This is a genomic window from Maribellus sp. CM-23 (genome assembly GCF_021354595.1).
GTDB lineage: Bacteria > Bacteroidota > Bacteroidia > Bacteroidales > Prolixibacteraceae > Draconibacterium.
Window position 1 is genome coordinate 465852 of sequence record NZ_JADWYJ010000001.1, and the last position, 14888, is coordinate 480739.

The following is a 14888-nucleotide window of genomic DNA, read 5'->3' on the forward strand; positions in this document are numbered from 1 at the left end:
CTGTTTTTTACTATTCTTTCCATTGAACAACTTCAACGCATTTCGGCGCAAGATTGCCTGATCTTCGATCAGCAGTTTCCGGTGCGCCGATTTTCATTCGCTTACCTAACCCCGGGTTAAAACCCGGGGCTATTATTTTTGAACCCTTTCAGGGCTTTCTTTTTACACTACCGACGCATTCCTCTGACAAAAGATAATTGCTGAATCCGTCAGTCACCAGACAGCATCACCTTTCCAGATCGCATGGATGACAACACTATCGGTTCTTAATTCTTTGCTCAGTTCTCTAAACTGTGAACGCTGAACACTGAACTCTAAACATTAAACTCGATCCCTTGTGCCAGTGGAAGTTCCGTACTGTAATTAATGGTGTTAGTTTGACGGCGCATGTACGCTTTCCAAGCGTCGGACCCCGATTCACGGCCACCTCCGGTGTCTTTTTCGCCACCAAATGCGCCACCAATCTCGGCACCCGAAGTACCAATGTTCACGTTGGCAATTCCGCAGTCAGAGCCTTCATGCGACAGAAATTTCTCGGTTTCCAGAATGTTCCGGGAGAAAATGGCCGAAGACAATCCCTGCGGCACATCGTTGTGCAGCTGAATGGCTTCCTCTAAATCCTTATATTTTATCAGATACAGAAGCGGAGCAAACGTTTCTTCCTGTACGATGGCAAAATGATTCTCCACTTCAGCGATGGCAGGCTTTACAAAGCATCCCGATTCATATCCTTCTCCACTCAGCACATCTCCGCCGGTTAAAATTTTACCGCCTTCTTCCGTTACCCGTTCCAGCGAATTACAGAAATCTGCCACTGCATATTTATCCACCAGCGGACCAACCAGCGTTTTAGAATCCAGCGCATGACCGATCGGCAGTTTCTGATAAATAGCCACCAGCTTTTGTTTGAACTCTTCATAAACCGATTCGTGCAAAATAATTCGCCGGGTTGAGGTACAACGTTGCCCGCAAGTTCCGACGGCGCCAAAAACCACCGCCCGAAGTGCCATTTCCATATCGGCATCCGGCGTAATGATGATGGCATTGTTTCCACCCAGCTCCAGGATCGAACGCCCCAGACGCTCACCCACCAAACGCCCGACTTTCTGCCCGATCCGTGTAGAACCGGTAAACGAAACCAGCGGAATATTCCGGTCAGAAAACATCGTATCGCCCAATACTTTAGACTCGGCAGCCACCAGGCTCAGTACACCTTCAGGAACATCGTTTTCTTTTAGTACGTTGGCCACAATTTTATGAACAGCCACCGCACACAAATACACTTTCGACGAAGGTTTCCAAACTACCACATCACCGGCTATCAGCGCAATCATGGCATTCCACGCCCACACTGCTACCGGGAAATTAAAGGCTGAAACCACTCCAACCACTCCCAGCGGATGGTACTGGTCGTACATACGGTGCCGGGCTCTTTCTGAGTGCATGGTAAAACCGTACAACTGCCGCGATTGCCCCACGGCAAAATCGCAGATGTCGATCATTTCCTGCACTTCGCCCAAACCTTCCTGGTAGATTTTCCCCATTTCGTACGAAACCAGTTTACCAAGCGGTTCTTTGTATTTCCGAAGTTCCAACCCGATTTGCCTAACAATCTCACCCCGCTTGGGTGCCGGAATCATTCGCCAGCTTTTAAAAGCCGTTTTGGCGGTTTCAATCACTTCCTGGTAATCTTCAATGCCGCATTGTTGCACACCGGCAATCAGTTTCCCGTCAGAAGGCGAATACGACTCCATAAATTTACCCGTGGTTGATTTCCACTTTGTTCCCGTGCAAACTCCCGGGTTCACCGACTCAATTCCAAGTTCCTGTAATACTGCTTTAAAATCTATTTCCTGTGTCATTTTTTCTATTTTTTGATTGATTGATTTTTTCTCTACAAAGACTCAACTAATACCTGGTTCCAAAATCACCCCCTCATTCCCCTAAAGAGGACTCTTTCTCCCCTTCGGGGAGATTAAGAGGGGTCAAATTGTAAACACCAAAGGCATTCTTCATTGTTCTTTTTCGATTTATACTATACTTTTTCGATGACCATTGAAATCCCCTGCCCGACGCCAATACACATGGTACAAAGTGCGTATTTTGAACGGCTGTGCTCCAGCTGATGAAATGCGGTAGTTACCAGGCGTGCACCCGACATACCGAGTGGATGCCCCAATGCGATGGCACCTCCCAGCGGATTGATTCGCGGATCAAGATCATCCAGTCCCCACCGACGAATACAGGCCAGTGACTGCGCTGCAAATGCCTCATTCAGCTCAATGATATCCATTTGCTCCATCGACTTTCCCAGAAGCCTGAACAGTTTCTCAGTTGCAGGAACGGGTCCGATTCCCATGATCCTTGGAGGAACTCCGGCCGACTGCGCTCCCAAAATCCGCACTTTCGGAACCAGATTGAAACGCTTAACCGCTTCTGCTGAAGCAATGATCAAAGCTGCTGCACCATCGTTTATTCCCGAGGCATTTCCGGCAGTTACGGTACCTTCAGACCGCATCACCGGCTTTAACGAAGCCAGTTTTTCCGGCGAAGTCAGCCTTGGATGTTCGTCTGTATCCACGACTATGGGATCGCCTTTTCGCTGTGGAATAACAATCGGAACAATCTCGTGAGCCAGCGCACCGTTCTTTTGTGCATTATCGGCTTTTTGCTGACTGTGATGCGCAAAGCGGTCCTGGTCTTCGCGGCTTATTTTGTATTCATCCGCCAGGTTTTCTGCCGTACAAATCAGCGCGTCGGTTCCAAATTGTTTCTGAAATTCCGGGTTGACAAAACGCCAGCCGATGGTGGAATCAAAAATTTCGGCCTCCCGCGAAAAAGCACTGGTATGTTTGGGCATCACAAAAGGCGAGCGCGACATGCTTTCCACACCGCCGGCTATCACCAGTTCTGCCTCGCCAGCCCGGATGGCACGCGCCGCCAAAGCAATTGCTTCCATTCCGGAGCCACACAAGCGGTTTACTGTTACACCGGGCACGGTTTCAGGAAATCCGGCCAGCAGAAGTCCCATTCGCGCTACGTTGCGGTTATCTTCCCCGGCCTGGTTGGCACATCCAAAAATCACATCGTCGACGGCCGATTTATCCAGATTTGGATTTCGCTCTAAAATGGCTTTTAAAGGAATCGCCGCCAGATCGTCAGCACGTACCGACGATAAGGCTCCTCCGTATTTTCCCACCGGAGTTCGGATGGCATCGCATATAAAAACTTCTTTCATATTCTTTTAGCTATGAGCTTCGAGCCTTGAGCTTTAAGCTCTTTGTTTCTTTTGTTACAACCTGTATCAACTGTTATTCACTTTTTCAATTCTTGGTTTAAAGGCTTTAAAAGCCCGGAACAAACCTTCTGTTAAGCGGTCAATTTCCTTTTGTGTCATCACCGTTGAAAGCATGCACGAAAAGGTATTGATCATCAGTATTTTTTCTTGGTAATACATGTAATCCAGCAGTTCCTTTACCAAAGCACCGGCTTCTTTTGAAAGATAAGCTTCGCGGTAAGAGGTGGGCGGAGTCGCCTTTAAATGCATTCGGAACATCGATCCGGCGCCTGTTACTGATACGGGAACATCGGCCAACTGGATGGCTTCGCGTATCTGACCAACTGCCTTTTGAGTAAGCGCATTTAGTTTTGTTACTGCTTTTCTGTCGAAATACTGCATGGCTTTGTAGCCGGCAGTCATAGTGATCGGATTGGCAGAAAAAGTTCCGGAATGTGGCAACAGCAGATTTTTTTCGTGCGGATCAAACACCTTCATCACCTCAGCCCTTCCGGCCACTGCCCCCACCGGAAAGCCGCCTCCGATAATTTTCCCGAGCGAAGTAAGGTCTGGTTTTACCTTATAATCTTCCTGGGTTCCACCATAATTTACCCGGAAAGTGATCACCTCGTCAAACACCAGCAAAGCATCGTTTTTTCGCGTCCAGGCGTAAACGGCTTCAATAAATTCGTCGGTTCCCCGCATCAATCCAACGCGGTGCGGAACCGGATCGATGATCACACAGGCAATCTCATCGGCATGCCGGTCGAGAATGGAAAGCGTACGCTCCACATCGTTGTAGGGAAAAATGATCACATCGCGCGATACACTTTTCGGTGTTCCGTGGGCCAGCAAAACACTGGCCGGGTGATTAATGTCGCCCCAATTGGTGGGATTGGCCGTCTGACTGACTTCCGCAAAATCATAAGTGCCGTGATAGGTTCCTTCGGCTTTGGCAATTTTTGAACGCCCGGTAAATGCCCGCGAGGCTTTTATCATGGCCATTACCGCCTCGGTTCCTGAATTTACAAAACGAATGCGCTCGAAGCTTTCCACCCTTTTGATCATGTGTTTCGCATAAGCCACTTCAATTTCGGAGGCCAGCGTATAAGCTGTTCCTTTTTTCAGCTGTTCAATCACGGCATCGATAACCGGGGGGAAAGAATGCCCGTGAATCAACGCTGCCATGTTGTTGGCAAAATCAATCCGGGCAGTTCCTTCAATGTCGGTAATGTAGCACCCCGAAGCTACATTTGCATAATCAGGAAAAGGCTCGTGGTAAACCGTATTCCGGCTTACACCACCAGCCAAAACCTTTTGTGCCTGCTTATACAATTTTTCACTACTACTTTTTTTCGTCATGAGTTTTGGTTTGTTGAGTTAAATGTAATTCAGCACCGGTTTGCTGTTGCAAGGTCTCAAATGTTACCCCCGGTGCCAGCTCTCTGACAAATAGTTTTTCATTCAGAACATCGATAATGGCCAGATCGGTATAGATGCGGCTCACCACCTTTTTCCCCGTTAAAGGGTAGCTGCATTCTTTTACAATTTTTGCCTCGCCCGATTTGGTGCAGTGCTTTGTGATCACAAAAACAGAGGGTACACCGGCCACCAGGTCCATCGCGCCACCCACTGCCGGAATATCCTCCGCGTTACCGGTCGACCAGTTGGCCAGATCACCTTCAGCCGAAACCTGGTAAGCACCCAGCACACAAATATCAATGTGTCCGCCGCGGATCATCGCAAAACTATCGGCATGATGAAAATAGGCAGCCCCCGGAATGACAGTGACATACTTTTTGCCTGCATTTACCAATTCGGGATCTTCTGTTCCCGGAGCGGCTACCGCCCCCATTCCCAACAATCCGTTTTCGGTGTGATAAATTACTTCCCGGCCTTCAGGAATAAAGCCGGCTACCATTTCGGGCATTCCAATACCAAGATTCACATAGGCTCCGTCGTGAATATCGCGGGCTACATTCTGAGCCATTTCTGACGAGCTCCACCCCACTTTTTGCGTTGTTATGTCCATGGATACCTCCTTTCTTCGGCTACCAGTTTTGATTCGTCGGCAGGATTTGCAACTTCCACAACCCGGTGCACGAAAATGCCGGGAGTGACCACACACTCGGGATCAATCTCTCCCAACTCCACTATATTACGTGCCTGAACAATCGTGGTTTTCGCCGCCATGCACATCACCGGCCCAAAATTACGGGCAGTTTTGTTGTAAACCAGGTTTCCGTATTTATCCGCCGTATGGCATTTTACCAGCGAAAAATCGGCTTTGATGGCATGTTCCAGCACATAATCGCGTCCATTGAATGTCTTTACTTCCTTGCCCTCTGCGAGCGGTGTATTCACCGAAGCAGGCGTATAGAAAGCCGGAATTCCGGCACCGCCTGCACGAATACGTTCGGCCAGCGTACCCTGCGGTACCAGTTCGAGTTCGATTTCACCGCGGCGGTACATTTCCGGAAAAACCACCGAAATGGTTGTTCGCGGGAAAGAACAGATGATTTTGCTTACCTGGCGGTTTTCAATCAAAGCGGCAAGTCCCACATGCCCGCTCCCCGCATTATTGCTGACAATGGTAAGGTTTTTTGCCCCCCGGTCCACCAACGCGTGAATCAGTTCTACCGGACTACCGGCTTCACCAAATCCACTGATCATTACCGTGGCCCCGTCAAAAATGTCCGCCACGGCTTCTGCCGCCGAATCAACGATTTTATTGATCATGATCTGCTGCCAATTTCATTTCCTTTTCCAAAGCTTTCGAAAGCTGCTCTTCAATTTTTACCAGTTCATCTTCGTAGAAATACCTGTCGCTTCCATACGGAACCAACTCTTCGATCGTATTTTCCTGTTCGTCGTATTTGGCGAAGAAAGTTGTATCCATCCACTCCATGTTCCTTGCTTCGTTGAATTTAAGCGCAAAAACCTTTTCACCATTGATTTCGGCGGTTCCCATCAACGAGGTTTTCCCGGCCGAAGAAGTCATGGTTATGTAGCGCGAAGGCCTGTTGATCGAAGCCAGACTTCGGTATACTTTATTAAATATCTTCGAGATATCGGCCAGCGGTGCAGTAAAATAATGGTGTTCTCCGGTTGGCCGCGCACAGTACATCGAGTGGAAACCAATGCCCAGCATAGCCAGCACATTCCCCAAATCGATCCAGTTTTGTGCCGAACGATCGATGTCAACTTTCCCGTTTTGGTCGTAAAACAAGCTGATATGGTTCATAATCGGGCTTTGGCTTTTTACAGCCACTCCGTATTTTTTCAAACGCCGGACGGCTGCAACAGAAGCGGGATTCATCACATCGTGAGGCGTGGAAATGTGAGCAACCCAAACCGTCTGGATTCCGTTTTCGGTCAGTTTTTGCAGCAATTCCAAAATCCGCTTAAAGGCATCGGTCAACAGCCATTCAGGATGAAAATTGATGGCCCGCGAACCAATCCGCACCGTGCGAATGTGCCTCAGCTCCGCATCGTCGATCAAAGGTTGGACATATTCCAGCAATCTTTCGTAAGGGATATAACCGCCGTCGCCGCCGGTAATCAGAATGTCGCTCACTTCTTTGTGGCGTTTCAGGTATTCGTGTACCTGCGATACCTCGCGCTGCACAAACATATCTTCGTCGCCACGTACCTGCGCATGCCGGAAGCAATAAGTGCAAAACGAAAAACAGGTTTGCGTGGTCTTGTCCAAAATCAGTTTTACCGGCGGGTATTTGTGCTGACTGCCCTCCAGAATTTCCAGGTGGCCTTCGTCGTTAATATACCAGGGTTTATTCAGCTTTTGCTTCCCATCGTGCGGATTGGTCTTGTGCATGTAGTCCTCCACCACCCGCTTTCTTGCCTCCTCATCAGGAGCATCGGCATATTTCTTCACCTCATCGGGATGAATCATGCCCGGCTGCGGAAATACCAGCTGGTAATTGGAGTCACTCTCATAATTCTTCCAGTCGATGGTATTTAACACATACCGCGTTGCCAGAAAACGATATACTTCAATAAAAAACTCCCGGTCTTTAATATGCGTCAGTTCAATGCCGTGCACCTTTAGCGTCTGAACAATTTCGCGAAATCCTTTCAGACCGGAATAATGCTCTTTGTCCTTAAAAATGGCATCGTCTTCGTAAAAGAACCCGGAATATTTCGGGTAATTATTGTGTAACCTCTGAATTAATCCGGGAGGCAGGAGATTTTCATTGTTGATGGTGCGAACCGCTTCCGCCCCGAGGTGATACCGTTTCACCATTTGCTGAATATCAGAAAGATCGACCTTTGTTTTAATTTCTTTTGAGTTCATACAGATTTAAGTTCCGATTAAGATTTATATGCTGAATAATGGCAGGTGACTACCACCCGCAGGTTATGTAAACCCCGGTTACCGAATTCCGGCGATCCCGTTCATGAATCAATCAGAAACTATCAGGAAATGACACCGGTATTCAAAAACCGGAAGTTGATTAAAGCAGAATAAATGTAGTAGCTGCGGCTGCAGCTAATGTGAAACCGAATCGTCATCGAGACACTCTGGCATCCCGGGATAGAAAAACACCGGACAATAATACGATTGTACCATAGCCCTAAAGTTAACAAATGTGATTGACACAAATTCTGACAACAAACATATTTCACAACATCTACCCAAATACAAATCCAAAAATTTTCACCACCTTTAATGCATATTATATAAACAACTGCACGTGAGAAATACCGGCAACACCGCTGGTATTAACTACGTGATTACAAGATTAAAATGAAGAAAGTTCTGTTATTGGGAGCCGGAATGGTTGCCAAACCGCTGGTCGATTATCTTTTGAACCATCAGATTCAACTTACCATAGCCACCCGAACCGTAGAAAAAGCCCTAAAACTGATTAACGGGCACGGAAATGCGAAAGCTGTTTCGTGGACAGTTGACGATATGCAAGCACTAAGTTTGCTGATTGCTGACCACGACCTGGTCGTTAGCCTGCTTCCCTACACCTACCATGTGGCAGTGGCAAAACTCTGTGTGAAGCATCAGAAAAACATGCTTACCACGTCGTATGTTTCCGAAAAAATGAAAGCACTGGATAAAGCCGCCAAAGAAGCCGGTATTATTCTTTTAAATGAAATGGGGGTTGATCCGGGCTTTGACCATATGACTGCCATGCGCATTATCGATAAAGTGCGTGCCGAGGGCGGAAAAGTAAAGGGGTTCTATTCCTTGTGCGGAGCCCTAGCTGCCCCTGAGGAGGCGGATAATCCCTTTCATTATAAATTTACCTGGTCGCCACGGGGAGTGATCATGGCCGGCAACAACAGCGCTAAATACCTAAGAAACGGCACTATTGTGGAAGTTTCATCGAACGATCTGTTTAAACAGCCACTGAAAATTGATTTCCCCGAGGTGGGTGAAATGGAAGTGTACTCCAACCGGGATTCCTTGTCGTACATTGACATTTACGGGCTAAAAAATATCGAGACTATGTACCGCGGTACTTTCCGCTACAAAAACTGGTGTGAGATTATGGATGCCTTAAAAATACTGGGAATGTTGAGCTACGACCGAAAAAGTTTTGACGGAAAGACATACAAAAAAGCAATGGCACGCGAACTTGATGTTTATCCTGCAAATATGAAAGAAAAAGTAGCAGAACGCCTGAATCTTTCCATCAATAGTCCGGCAATTGTTGCGATGGAATGGCTGGGACTATTTAGCGATGACCTGGTAAAAATAAATGAAGGATCGCCGTTTGATTTAACCACGGATCGAATGCTCAAAAAAATGATGCTGCCGCAAGGAGCCCGCGATATGGTAATTATGCTGCATGCATTCCTGGTTGAAAACGCCGATGGAAGCAGGCAGGTGATCAAATCGCGCCTTCTTGACTTTGCCACGGCAGAAGACACATCCATTGCCCGAACGGTAGGACTTCCGGCAGGCATTGCTGCCAAAATGATTCTGGAAGGGAAATTCAGCGAAACGGGCGTACACATTCCCATTTCAAAAACCATTTACGAGCCGGTCCTTGACGAACTGCAAAAGCTCGGAATTACCATGAAAGAAGAATGGGGATTACCCGAAAACGAGATGTTGTAAATTACCCGGAAAACAGAAATGATTATGCCGGCATTCCTAAAAAACCGGCCATACCGGCAAATAAGCCCGCAAATATCATAACAATAAACATAAGCACGTAGAGCGCCAGAACAACAATCATTAAGATACCGATAAAACGATAGTGCGCTTTCAGGTTCTGAAATGCCGAAGACAGTTTTTCCTGGCTTTGGTACTTTAGTGCCTGTTTAATCCGCGATGAAAACCGGAACAGGTAAAGAAGCGGCAAAAAATAAAGAGCCCCCATCACCACGTAAATCAATCCAAACAGAAAAGTAGGAAACGGAAAATCCGGACTGCCTCCTAAAGCCGCCGACGGCAAAAACGCAAAAACGATACTCACCACAAATCCGACCATCACAATCAGACCCACAAATACAAAGCCCAGGATGGATAAGAAACTACCCCATTTCCCGGCTTCTGTCAGGTGCGCGTTTATATCACCTGTAATTTCCAGGTTTTTCACGGCTGGTTTTGCCTGTTCACTTTCCGTTGGAAGAATTTGTTGTTCCAGATTTTCGTGATTCTGGTCTTCGCTTTGCGGAGCCATTGATTCTTGATTTTCTGTGTTCATCGATGCGTGTTTTTTCAATTCAGGTTTAAATGTAACATTTATTGTAAAGTATCTGCGGAAAGCGGGTAAATAAAACTCCTCGCAGCAAGTTGACGAGGTATAACATTGGATAATCATTATTTTATTCGCACCAAGGTGTGGGGAATATAACCCATTAGATCCCGATGGCTGTGCATCGGGATCCCCGCCTGCCGGACGGGCAGGAGTTCGACTTTATAATTTCAGTTCACTATCGCTCCTGAAATCAGAGTCTCACTGATTTATATCCTCTCTTTCGGGCGTTTTAGGAAACCAGCAGCAAAAAACTGGCAAGCAATGTAATGGCCATGTTTATTTTCCGGAAAGCATTCACTGAGAATAAAGAGTTCAGACGTTTCCCCACAATGGTGCCAAGCAGTAGAATAGGGACAAAAACGAGAGCCATCTTTAACGACTGCATAGACAACAAGCCCGTTTGAATATAGCCCGCAATGGCAACAACTGCTGTAACAATGCTAAACCATGCAAATATTTCGCGAAAACCACGGTTATCTACTCTTGATATATTCAGAAACAAGGCAAGCGGCGGGCCACTCACCGATATGGCACCGGTGATAAAACCAATAAGGGCGCCTGCCAAAGAAAAAGCATTGGGGGGCAATTTTACCTCGGGTAGTTTTCGCCACGAAAAAAGGGTAAGTACAATAAATACGAGTCCGGTAATATGTACCAGCGTTTGCTCCGAAACGGTTTTCAGAGCCATGACTCCCAAAACTGTAAACAGCCCGCCACTCACAATCAGCGACTGATAGGGACGCGTTACCAGTGGGTGTTGTTTCTTCTGCAAAACAATGAACAGTGAGGCAATCAGGTTACAAATCATCAACACCGGAATAATTTCGCGGGGAGGATACCACGCCATAAGAACCGGCAAAGAAACCAGCGCAAAACCAAAACCTGTTACACCTTTCAGCAAACTCGAGAACACGATAACCAGTACAACCCAAATATTCATACCTATAAGTTAAAGGTGAAATCCATTTTACAAACTCAGCATTAACAGCGATGCAACCGAGGTTAGCACCCATAAAGAAATTCCCAATGCAAAGCTTTTCACTCCGGACTGTTTCATCTCGCGGTACGATATATTGGAACCTATCAGGAAAAGCGCTACCATCATTCCACGCTTTCCGAGCCAGCTAAAATGCGAATAGGTGGTAGCAAAAGCCGGAAATAAGTTGGCAAAACCAATGGCCAGCACAAAAAACAGAATAAACCAGGGGAAGCGGATCGATTTCCGCGAAGTGTTTTTGCCAAGCAGGGCCAGCACAATGGAAAGCGGAATAATCCAAAGGGCCCGGATCAGTTTTACAGTGGTGGCAACCTGCAGTGCCTTGTCGCCATAAACAGCACCCGCCCCCACCACCGAACTGGTGTCGTGAATCGCAATAGCCGCCCAGTTCCCAAAGGTTTCCTGACTTAACCCAAGCTTCCATCCAACCAAGGGGAATAACAACAAAGCCAGGCCGTTTAAAACAAACACGACAATCAGCGCAAACGAATTTTGGTAATCTTTGCTGTTCAGGATCGGAGCCACAGCAGCAATGGCACTTCCGCCGCATATAGCAGTACCGGAAGCAATCAGCAACGAAATGTTTTTCTCTACCTTGAACAGCCTCCCCAACAGGATTCCGCAAATCATAACCAGGGAAACGGACACCGCTGTATGGAGAAACCCGCTTTTGGAAGCAGCAAGCACTTCATGCAGACTCATTCCAAAGCCCATCAGCACAATCGAAGCCTGCAACACTTTAGCGGTGTACTTGCCCGCACTGTCCGATTTTATCCCTAAAGCGGAAAGCAAAATGCCCGTTCCCAGTGCAACAACAGGTGAAACAAAAGGCAAAAAGCAAACAAAAATAATTACGGTATATAACCAGCTTGTTTTTTTGATTTTCTTATTCATATCAAGAACTTTTGACAACGCAAAAGTACCCCGACATCATAATCAAATCAAATACTAAATAATTATACTGAATAACTAAAAATCATACTGAAGCAGAAAGTTTTCAAACAATTCCACCTGTTTGCTTTCGTATCCCTGCCGCAGTGCGATCCTGAATTTCCGGGGAATGGAAATACCCGCAACATTGAGTTTTATCAAGCTGTTCAGGTATAGTTCGATGGTAGCGGCTTTTTCTGAAATGACTGCGATCCCGTCAAAATCCTGCAGAAAATTTTTAATGGATTCGGTACTCCCCAAATGTACGACTGTATTCAGTCCGTTAAAATCGATATTTTGTTTTTCGAGCGTTCGCTTTATTATTTCCAAAGTACCCGAACCATGCTCACGAAGCACAATCGGAAACTTGGTAAAATCTTCAACACTGATGTTTTTTCGCTTTGCATACACGCTTTTGGCACCTGTAACCACAATTAGCTCATCATCCAGAAAACTTTTGTACCGGATTCCGGCCAGTGACGACTCGTTCTCCACCAATGCCACATCCAGCTTGTTCTCCAGCAGTAGCTGCTCCATTTCCAGCGAATTACCGTTTACCAGATGTATCCTGATTTTGGGGTAGCGTTTATGAAACGAAGCAATCACCCGGGGGATTACGTATTGCGAAATGGTGGAACTTGCACCGATGATAAATTCGCCGGAAACCGTGTTGTTCAACTGTCCGATTTCAAAGCTAAGATCGCGGTAAAGCTGTTCGACTTTTTTGAGCGAATTGTAGACTGTTTTGCCGGCGCGTGTCAGGTAAATTTTGTTTCCCTTCCGCTCAAACAGGCCAATGTTGTACTTACTTTCCAGCTCTTTTATATGTCTGGTAACTGCCGGCTGGCTGATGTGCAGCTCTTCGGCCGCTTTCGAAAAGCTCAGGTTTTCGGCAACAGCAATAAAAACACTATCTCTGTAATCCATGTCAATGCTTTTTTTCAGGAAACATCCCGCAGCCATAAAGATACGCTTTATGGTTTTAGGATATGAGCGAATGGGGTATTCCTGTTTTTATCAACTGAGATTCTTTACTCCAGCAGCAGTTTCTTCGACTTTGGATATTTTACCGAATACTTCAGATTCATTTCTTTTGATTTTCCTGCATGAAGATCAAATTCCCACTTAACCTCTCCGCTTTCCTTATCCAGCTTTCCTCCTGAAATATCCAGAACCTCTACTTCTATTTCGGCTAAGGTTGAAACAGGAATCTGGTCAAGGATCATCATGCTGATTTCTGAACTTTTATTGTTTTTTACGAGCGTTTCCCAATACCTCGTCTCTTCTTTGTTGGCACCAATAAACCGACGCGCAGTGTATTCTTTTTTAAGTTCACGGGTAACGCTAACATTTTTGTCCTTGCCCAGAGACACCTGCAAAGTGTCAGAAGCAAATCTTACATCAAGCAAGGTTTTTCCGACAAAAGTTCCTTCAAAAAATACATTGGCTTCTCCCTCTAGCAGGTTATACTTTTCCCAATCGCTTATATACGCAAGCAAGAAGGCATTTTTATCTATTTTAGGAACTGAATAATACTGAAACATAGCAGGTATTTCATATACAGCCATATCAACCGAATAAACATTGTTATCGGATTTCACCGAATAAGGCGTTTTTATTTCAAATTCAACCGAGGTCTGATTTTCAGTTTGTTCAAATGGAATGGCGATGCTTTCATTTTTTTTCCCTTTTAAAGTTGAAGCTCCCCTGACAGAAACACCCGGCATTCGGCCTGGCAAAGCTACCTCAATATCATCGGCTACAACCCCGAATCCCACAGCAACTACTTCTTCCATCGCAACAATATCTTCTTCCATCACAACATTCAAAACAGGCCCCGAAACGGGTAATATTAATGGCTTGAATCCAATAAACGAGAAATTTAACTGGTGGGCATCAGCCGGAAGCATAATTGAGTACTTCCCATCGATATCGCTAATAGTCCCCATGCTTGTTCCCGGAATATTTATGCTTACACCAGGGACTGACTCATTGTTTTGATCCACCACCCGTCCGCTTACCGAATTAATTTGTGTTTTGTATACCGGAGGCAGAATATTATAATTAAGGAAATAGGGACTCAGTTCAGGAGCGACACCTGAAGTCCCCGGATCAACCGATGAGAATTTGAGCTTCACATTTTTCCAGTCAATCTTTGTGTCTTGTCTCAGGTTGGCTTTGTAAACCACCTCAAGCGGCTCAGTAATCGACTTAGCTCTTATGTCATAAGACGGGTACCACCCCGCATTGGTAACCAGGTACAAAAGTTCTATTTTGGCAGAAGTGGTAGCCTTTGCATCAATTTTTACCAGAATTTCACCCTGTGCATATTGCTTTGTGCCCGACAAAATACTCAACTGACTTTGAAGCTTGTTCCTTTTCTCTTCCAACTGTTTCAATGTACTTTCCCGTTCTATTCTTTTTAGCATTAAAGCGGTGAGTTTTGTACCGTAAAATTCTGACGCCTCCTTTAATACCCCCACATTTACATCATTGTTCTTTCCTCCTATTACCCGGTTGTCTCTTAAAAATGCAACTTCCTCCCCCACTATGGTCAGGTAAGTTTTTTCCAATTCAATCTGGGCATTTACAGCTTCGATTTCCGATTCAATCGCCACTGCTTCTTTTGGTTTTTCGAGCTCAGTCAAAAAATCCTGCTGATGATTTACCGCCAAAACCGTAATGGCACCATTGGCTTTCACCTGTACACTTTTCGCTTCAATAAAAGGCGATAGATTTACAAACTTCAATAAAGTTATTCCTTTCTGAAAGTCGATTGTTTTGTTCCTGACAATTTGAGCGCCATCAATAAAGACTGTTACTTCTGAAATTTCTGTGGTAATTTCCCTTTCATTTACTTCCTGGGCAAATACCTGTGTAAATAAAAAACCGAGGAGAATTGTCATCAATGCCTTCATGTGTTCTATATTGTTTATTGGTT

The 14888-nt window shown here is 45.9% G+C and carries 12 protein-coding genes; 1 reads left to right on the forward strand and 11 read right to left on the reverse strand.

What is annotated here, in order from left to right; translation table 11 throughout:
- Positions 1-314: 314 nt before the first annotated feature.
- From INQ51_RS01755 to INQ51_RS01780, 6 genes are all read right to left on the reverse strand, one after another.
- Complete coding sequence (locus INQ51_RS01755; protein WP_233376181.1) at positions 315-1862, reverse strand: aldehyde dehydrogenase family protein; 1548 nt, start codon at positions 1860-1862, stop codon at positions 315-317.
- 173 nt (positions 1863-2035) lie between these two features.
- Positions 2036-3238, reverse strand: a complete 1203-nt coding sequence (gene pcaF / locus INQ51_RS01760; protein WP_233376182.1) for a 3-oxoadipyl-CoA thiolase — start codon at positions 3236-3238, stop codon at positions 2036-2038.
- 66 nt (positions 3239-3304) lie between these two features.
- Positions 3305-4639: an aspartate aminotransferase family protein gene (locus INQ51_RS01765; RefSeq protein ID WP_233376183.1), complete on the reverse strand. Its 1335-nt coding sequence runs from the start codon at positions 4637-4639 to the stop codon at positions 3305-3307.
- Entirely contained in the window at positions 4623-5309 is a 687-nt protein-coding gene (locus INQ51_RS01770) for a 3-oxoacid CoA-transferase subunit B (protein WP_233376184.1), read from the reverse strand. The genes INQ51_RS01765 and INQ51_RS01770 overlap by 17 nt, the downstream gene beginning before the upstream one ends.
- Positions 5300-6016: a 3-oxoacid CoA-transferase subunit A gene (locus INQ51_RS01775; protein WP_233376185.1), complete on the reverse strand. Its 717-nt coding sequence runs from the start codon at positions 6014-6016 to the stop codon at positions 5300-5302. The genes INQ51_RS01770 and INQ51_RS01775 overlap by 10 nt, the downstream gene beginning before the upstream one ends.
- A complete protein-coding gene (locus INQ51_RS01780; RefSeq protein WP_233376186.1) occupies positions 6006-7592 on the reverse strand; it encodes a hypothetical protein in 1587 nt (528 codons plus the stop codon). The genes INQ51_RS01775 and INQ51_RS01780 overlap by 11 nt, the downstream gene beginning before the upstream one ends.
- A gap of 453 nt (positions 7593-8045) precedes the next feature.
- Here INQ51_RS01780 and INQ51_RS01785 point away from each other — a divergent pair, with 453 nt between their 5' ends.
- Positions 8046-9374 (forward strand): saccharopine dehydrogenase C-terminal domain-containing protein, encoded by a 1329-nt coding sequence (locus INQ51_RS01785; protein ID WP_233376187.1) that lies wholly within the window; start codon positions 8046-8048, stop codon positions 9372-9374.
- 22 nt (positions 9375-9396) lie between these two features.
- Here the strand turns inward: INQ51_RS01785 and INQ51_RS01790 are convergent, their stop codons facing one another.
- From INQ51_RS01790 to INQ51_RS01810, 5 genes are all read right to left on the reverse strand, one after another.
- Entirely contained in the window at positions 9397-9966 is a 570-nt protein-coding gene (locus INQ51_RS01790) for a DUF5362 family protein (protein WP_233376188.1), read from the reverse strand.
- Between the two features lie 283 nt (positions 9967-10249).
- Complete coding sequence (locus tag INQ51_RS01795; RefSeq protein WP_233376189.1) at positions 10250-10960, reverse strand: sulfite exporter TauE/SafE family protein; 711 nt, start codon at positions 10958-10960, stop codon at positions 10250-10252.
- Positions 10961-10987: 27 nt separating this feature from the next.
- Complete coding sequence (locus INQ51_RS01800; protein ID WP_233376190.1) at positions 10988-11911, reverse strand: YeiH family protein; 924 nt, start codon at positions 11909-11911, stop codon at positions 10988-10990.
- 75 nt (positions 11912-11986) lie between these two features.
- Positions 11987-12874: a LysR family transcriptional regulator gene (locus INQ51_RS01805; RefSeq protein ID WP_233376191.1), complete on the reverse strand. Its 888-nt coding sequence runs from the start codon at positions 12872-12874 to the stop codon at positions 11987-11989.
- 104 nt (positions 12875-12978) lie between these two features.
- Positions 12979-14865 carry a DUF4139 domain-containing protein gene (locus INQ51_RS01810; protein WP_233376192.1) on the reverse strand — a complete coding sequence of 629 codons (1887 nt, stop codon included), beginning with the start codon at positions 14863-14865 and terminating at the stop codon, positions 12979-12981.
- Between the last annotated feature and the right edge of the window lie 23 nt (positions 14866-14888).

Excerpts from the sequence above, each read along its gene's own strand:
- INQ51_RS01755 (WP_233376181.1), bottom strand. The coding sequence starts at position 1,862 with ATGACACAGGAAATAGATTTTAAAGCAGTATTACAGGAACTTGGAATT.
- pcaF (WP_233376182.1), bottom strand. The coding sequence starts at position 3,238 with ATGAAAGAAGTTTTTATATGCGATGCCATCCGAACTCCGGTGGGAAAA.
- INQ51_RS01765 (WP_233376183.1), bottom strand. The coding sequence starts at position 4,639 with ATGACGAAAAAAAGTAGTAGTGAAAAATTGTATAAGCAGGCACAAAAG.
- INQ51_RS01770 (WP_233376184.1), bottom strand. The coding sequence starts at position 5,309 with ATGGACATAACAACGCAAAAAGTGGGGTGGAGCTCGTCAGAAATGGCT.
- INQ51_RS01775 (WP_233376185.1), bottom strand. The coding sequence starts at position 6,016 with ATGATCAATAAAATCGTTGATTCGGCGGCAGAAGCCGTGGCGGACATT.
- INQ51_RS01780 (WP_233376186.1), bottom strand. The coding sequence starts at position 7,592 with ATGAACTCAAAAGAAATTAAAACAAAGGTCGATCTTTCTGATATTCAG.
- INQ51_RS01785 (WP_233376187.1), top strand. The coding sequence starts at position 8,046 with ATGAAGAAAGTTCTGTTATTGGGAGCCGGAATGGTTGCCAAACCGCTG.
- INQ51_RS01790 (WP_233376188.1), bottom strand. The coding sequence starts at position 9,966 with ATGAACACAGAAAATCAAGAATCAATGGCTCCGCAAAGCGAAGACCAG.
- INQ51_RS01795 (WP_233376189.1), bottom strand. The coding sequence starts at position 10,960 with ATGAATATTTGGGTTGTACTGGTTATCGTGTTCTCGAGTTTGCTGAAA.
- INQ51_RS01800 (WP_233376190.1), bottom strand. The coding sequence starts at position 11,911 with ATGAATAAGAAAATCAAAAAAACAAGCTGGTTATATACCGTAATTATT.
- INQ51_RS01805 (WP_233376191.1), bottom strand. The coding sequence starts at position 12,874 with ATGGATTACAGAGATAGTGTTTTTATTGCTGTTGCCGAAAACCTGAGC.
- INQ51_RS01810 (WP_233376192.1), bottom strand. The coding sequence starts at position 14,865 with ATGAAGGCATTGATGACAATTCTCCTCGGTTTTTTATTTACACAGGTA.